Below are 5,140 nucleotides of genomic sequence, written 5' to 3'. Positions count from 1 at the left end.
TAGAGTTTTCCGGCTTTATTCAGGGAGGCGGGCTGGTGGCGAATGGGAACGTAGGGTCGTCGCCTCGATCGCCAAGAAATTGAAAAGGGGCCCAGCGAGGAGCGCCTTTTGGCTCGCATCGCCGGGTCCGCGATCAAGGCCCTCGACGGAGCGGTGCCGAAATTGCCGAACAGGCGATACTTTCGGCTCTGGTCCGCAAATACAAGACTGGCGGTTCCTAAGCAGCGAGCCCAGGCGGTGCCACGTTCCTCCTACGGCATTTCATTATCCACGCATGTTGCCGAGGCTGCTGAGCCTGCTCGAATTCCGGAACAATGCAGCACATCGGGTCCGCCATCGCGGCGCTGGAATGGCTCAAGCGTCTGATCGACGAGGACGACAGACGGATCGACCCGTATCGATCCGAGACCTGGCTGTAGGCCTGAAGGCCTAGCATCCTGCCGTATTCCACGTTTACCAGGGCGTCGCCTTGCGCTGTGGCGGCAAATAATAGGCCGTCGCTCGAAGCCGGAGTGCCCATGGATCGGTAACCCCGCCTGCGCCTCGACCACCCTGGCTAGCGCCCGGTCGTAGGCTTCGCTCTCGACATGCCACTGTCGAACACGGATTAACACCCACAAGGTGTGGGTGTCTGTGGCATCGGCCATCATGCGCAGGCCAAAGCTAGTCTCTTCTGCGAGGATGACGTTCATCGCAGGGCGCTCCTGTACGCAGATGACTGAATGCTTCGCAGAAGCCAGTCGCAGCATCCACGTCTGGACGTCGCCTTCGCAATCGAGCCGCCCGGAATCGTAACAGCCCGAGCTGGCGCGGCCAAGCTCGCGTAACCGGATGTCGAGGTGAGCTTGAGATTTGCCAGCTATCCTCCTGTCGCAACGGCCCCGCGAGACGATCGCTGTCGGCCACAGCCTGGGCCGGAACAAGTGCAGGTCTGAGATCGCCATAGCGTCGGGACCCGCCCAAGCATTGCCCAATAGGTGTCTCGTGTTTCTTTTCGCATCCGGTGGATCTTTTACTTGACACATCCGGCCATAGCATCTGCCAATAGGGACAAGGCCCGCGGCACCAGAAGCGGCGCATCCGCGCCCACTATCGTACGGAGGGCCACTAACAATTCACCAAGTTTCAGGGTGCATCAGCAGCAACAAAAATCGACGGCAAGCTCGATGGGGGGCTACGCGGATGGGGGCGCTTACTGAGCGCCGAGTTCTAGGCCTCAAATGTACCGCCGCCACCGAACTTTGGAGCTGTCGATCCTGTTCAGGACGTTCATTCAGAACCCTACTCGGTTTGTCGTGCTTGCGACAGCGTAATGTGCGGTTTGGCACGTCTCGGCGCTCTAGGGCAGCCATTGAATAACATGCAGAACAGTTTTCTGATGCTTTTCGCTCTTTCTGCATTGGCACGAATCTTGAACCTTTTTGTTGCGCGCCGCTAGGAGCTCCCAACGGGGGCCTTGGCATCTTCTCAATCCAGCTCTGAACGGAGACACCAATGATGAACAACATGGCGGCCTATCGTGTAACTGAATTAACCCCTCAAGAAGCAGCTGAAACCTCCGGAGGTTGGTATTTTTGGGTTTACTTGTTTTTGCGACGTTACGGACACTTGTTTGGTTGATAAGCGAGCTGGCTCTCGATGGCTCCTAGTGACTACAGACTAGCAGTTCCCCTTTCTGCTGAAACGGCCAGCTGCACCGCAGAAAGCATACTGGCGCGACGATCAGGACGATCCTTGAGCATTTATAGGGCGATCTTGCTCTTCGTCGCCGCGGCATTTGGCTCACTGCCACTCGTTACCATACCGGTCTCCATGCAGAGTGTCGGTACTATTCGCCCGATCGTGGAGAAGACGCCCCTGATAGCGCCCGTCTCCGGACGCATCTCCCGTGTCCTTGCCTTTGAGAACGATGTCGTTGCTAAGGGGAAGGAAATAATCGCCTTTGACGATCATGTAATCGAGGAAAAGCTCAGCGGGGTTTTAGCCGACATTCATGCCAAGAGCGATCTTGCCCATGACTTCCAAACGCTGATTTCTTCCGGCGCAAGGCTCAGCGTCTCGCCCCCCCTCCAAACCGAATCCGCGACGGCTGAAAGGGTGCATTTTCTCAACTTGCTGCGCGAGAACCAAAATGCGCGCAGTAACGCCGCGGCGGAACTCGACCGCGCAAAGCGACTTGTCTCGGCTGCTGCGGCGCCCGCGAAGACCGTTGACGAGAAGGCTTTCGCTCTCCAAAATATCGAGGTCCAAGGCGAGATCCTCGTGCGACGCAAAACCGCTGATTGGAACCAGAAGCTCCTTGATGCTAACCTGCGCTTAAAGGAACTCACGGCCACCTTGCATCAGCTCGAGCACGAACGGGACCTGCACCGCATCCGCGCCCCAGTATCGGGTGCTCTCGAGCAGTTCTCCGGCCTCGCGCACGGAAGCTACGTGCAGAGCGGGCAAACCGTTGGTTGGATCTCGCCGAACGACGATCTGGTGGCGGAAATCTACGTCTCCCCCAACGACATTGGCTTTGTGCAGCCTGGTCAGCCGGTGCGGCTCCAAGTGGATGCCTTTAACTACAACCAATGGGGTGTCATCAAAGCAAGGGTGGTCGAGGTGGCGCAGGACTTCACTCTGCATGACGGGAACCCGGTCTTCAAGGTCCAGTGCGCGCTCTCTCGCAGCGAACTCGCGCTGAAAAGCGGGGCCATCGGCCACCTGAAGAAAGGCATGACCGTGCGGGCTCGCTTTCTGTTGGCCAATCGCACTCTCCTGCAACTGCTCTACGACGAGGCAGACGATTGGCTCAACCCGATGCTGGCGGGGCGCTAATATTGTCCCAACAGCCAGCGAGCCTCCATGTCGAGTAAGGCCATTAAGTTCAAACAGCGTGACATCACGGATTGCGGCGCCGCCAGCCTCGCATCTGTCGCAGCCTTCTATGGCTACAAGTTGCCATTGGCGCGCATCCGCCAGTATGCGTCGACCGACCGCTCCGGTACGAGTGTGCTGGGGCTCACGGAAGCGGCGCAGAAGCTGGGCTTCATCGCGAAAGGCGTCAAAGGTGGCTTCGACAGCCTGTACAAGATCCCCAAGCCCGCTATCGCGCACGTCGTCAAGGAGGACCTGCACCATTTCGTAGTGGTCCATGCGATCGACGCCAAGTGGGTCATCGTCATGGACCCGGCCTTGGGCGAAATCTGCAAAGTGCCGCATCAGGAATTCATGGAGCAATGGACCGGCGTTCTGGTTTTGCTGGTTCCGGCAGACACATTCAATCGTCGAGACGAGACCACGTCGCCCCTCGCCCGATTCGCCCGCCTACTCGCGCCACACCGCACGGTGATGGCGCAGGCTCTCGTCGGCGCTCTTGTGACGACCGTCCTCAGTCTCTCGACGGCGATCTACGTTCAGAAGATCGTTGATCACGTGATCCCAGCGGGAAACCGCAACCTGCTCAACTTGATGAGCATCGCAATGCTGCTGATCCTAGCGATACAGATCCTGATCAACCTCCTAAGAGGCCGACTCGTCCTGCAGACGGGGCAGAAGATCGACGTATGCTTGATCCTCGGCTATTACAATCACATCCTGGCCCTGCCCCAGAAGTTCTTCGATAGCATGCGCATGGGAGAAATCGTGTCGCGCATGAACGACGCTGTGAAAATCAGGAGCTTCCTGAACGACGTTTCGATAAACATGTTTGTTGACATTTTAATGATACTGTTCTCGTTCGGAATGATGTTCATCTATTCCTGGAATATTGCTTTGATCGTGGCGCTCGCCATTCCAATGTACATCCTGGTATATTGGGCCATCAATCGGATGAATCGAAATCTCCAACGAGTCATCATGGAAAATGACGCCAAACTCGAGGCGCAACTGGTAGAATCACTCGGAGCTGTCTCCACCATTAAGACTTCCGGCGTCGAGAGCTTCGCAAACTTCAAAATGGAGACCCGCTTCGTAAAGATGCTGCATTCCGTCTACAGCTCCGGGCTGATCTCAATCTGCGGCGACAACGCCTCGACGTTGCTGTCGGTCCTGTTCACCATCGTGCTGATGTGGTTTGGAACCACGCTTGCGCTCGAACAGGCCGTCACGCCCGGCGAATTGCTGTCCTGCTATACGTTGCTTGGCTATATCACCCGGCCGGTCGCCCGCCTGATCCAGACCAACCGGATCGTTCAAGACGCGTTTATCGCGGCGGATAGACTTTTCGAGATCTTTGAACTGGAGTCGGCAAGCAGCAGCGGCATCGATGCTACGAAGACCGATCTCGGAGATATTCGCCTGGAGAACGTCACATTCCGCTATGGCGCGCAGGCGGAGGTTTTCAGCGATCTAAGCGTCTCCTTTCGCCAAGGAGAGTTGACGGCCGTCGTGGGTGAGAGCGGCTCGGGCAAAAGCACCCTTGCGGCTCTGCTGCAGAATGTCTACCAGCTTGAGGATGGATGCATTCGGATCGGCCAATATGCCCTCCAGGATTTCTCGAGCGCATCACTGCACAAGGTCATGGCTGCAGTACCGCAATCGATAGACGTCTTCTCCGGTTCCGTGATCGAGAACATCGCCCTGGGCGAGTTCGAACCGGAGTTCGATAAGATCGTACGCATCTGTGATCGAATAGGACTGCGGGAGTGCATCGAGCGCTGGCCCGGGCGGTTCCAGGCCCATCTGGGCGAGAACGGGGTTCGCCTCTCCGGAGGTGAGAAGCAGCGCCTCGCATTGGCTCGGGCCCTGTACCGGGATCCCGACGTTCTAATCCTTGACGAAGCGACCTCCTCTCTGGACTCGGCAGCCGAAGAATTTGTGCTGCGGGTTGTTGAGGATCTGTCTCGCGCTGGGAAGACCATCATAGTCATCACTCATCGGTTGAGCACCGTTCGTGGGGCGGACAATATTGTGGTCCTGGACAAGGGGCGGGTCATTGAGGAGGGAAAGCACGCTGACCTAGTGAGAACTGATGGCCCTTACGCTCGATTATGGCGGGCGCCAAGGTCGTGATCCGTGTAGGCCCTGTCGGCTCGAGGATTGAAAACGGTTGTGAACGTCACGGTTAAGCAGCATGGCAACATTGTCGGCTGTGAACTTGAAGCGGCGGTGATCGGAACGTGGGCGATGGACTTCGTTCACGACCAACTCGCAACGG

At 57.4% G+C, this 5,140-nt stretch carries 3 protein-coding genes and 1 pseudogene; 3 read left to right on the top strand and 1 reads right to left on the bottom strand.

What is annotated here, in order from left to right; translation table 11 throughout:
* Nucleotides 1-394: 394 nt before the first annotated feature.
* A pseudogene (locus CO655_RS34835) lies at nt 395-954 on the bottom strand (Tn3 family transposase); the annotation flags it as partial.
* Between the two features lie 540 nt (nt 955-1,494).
* Here CO655_RS34835 and CO655_RS34745 point away from each other — a divergent pair.
* The 3 genes from CO655_RS34745 (at nt 1,495) to CO655_RS32750 (ending at nt 4,995) form a co-directional block, all read left to right on the top strand.
* Nucleotides 1,495-1,620: a hypothetical protein gene (locus tag CO655_RS34745; protein ID WP_004676277.1), complete on the top strand. Its 126-nt coding sequence runs from the start codon at nt 1,495-1,497 to the stop codon at nt 1,618-1,620.
* A 114-nt stretch (nt 1,621-1,734) separates the two neighbouring features.
* The gene (locus CO655_RS32755) at nt 1,735-2,820 is read left to right on the top strand and encodes an HlyD family efflux transporter periplasmic adaptor subunit (RefSeq protein ID WP_008533948.1); all 1,086 of its coding nucleotides are present in this window, start codon (nt 1,735-1,737) and stop codon (nt 2,818-2,820) included.
* 27 nt (nt 2,821-2,847) lie between these two features.
* Nucleotides 2,848-4,995, top strand: a complete 2,148-nt coding sequence (locus CO655_RS32750) for a peptidase domain-containing ABC transporter (RefSeq protein WP_004676279.1) — start codon at nt 2,848-2,850, stop codon at nt 4,993-4,995.
* Nucleotides 4,996-5,140: the final 145 nt, after the last annotated feature.

This window comes from Rhizobium sp. M1, from assembly GCF_002531805.1.
GTDB lineage: Bacteria > Pseudomonadota > Alphaproteobacteria > Rhizobiales > Rhizobiaceae > Rhizobium > Rhizobium etli_C.
The sequence above is the reverse complement of the archived record's forward strand: the minus strand, read 5'-3'. Positions and strand labels throughout refer to the sequence as shown.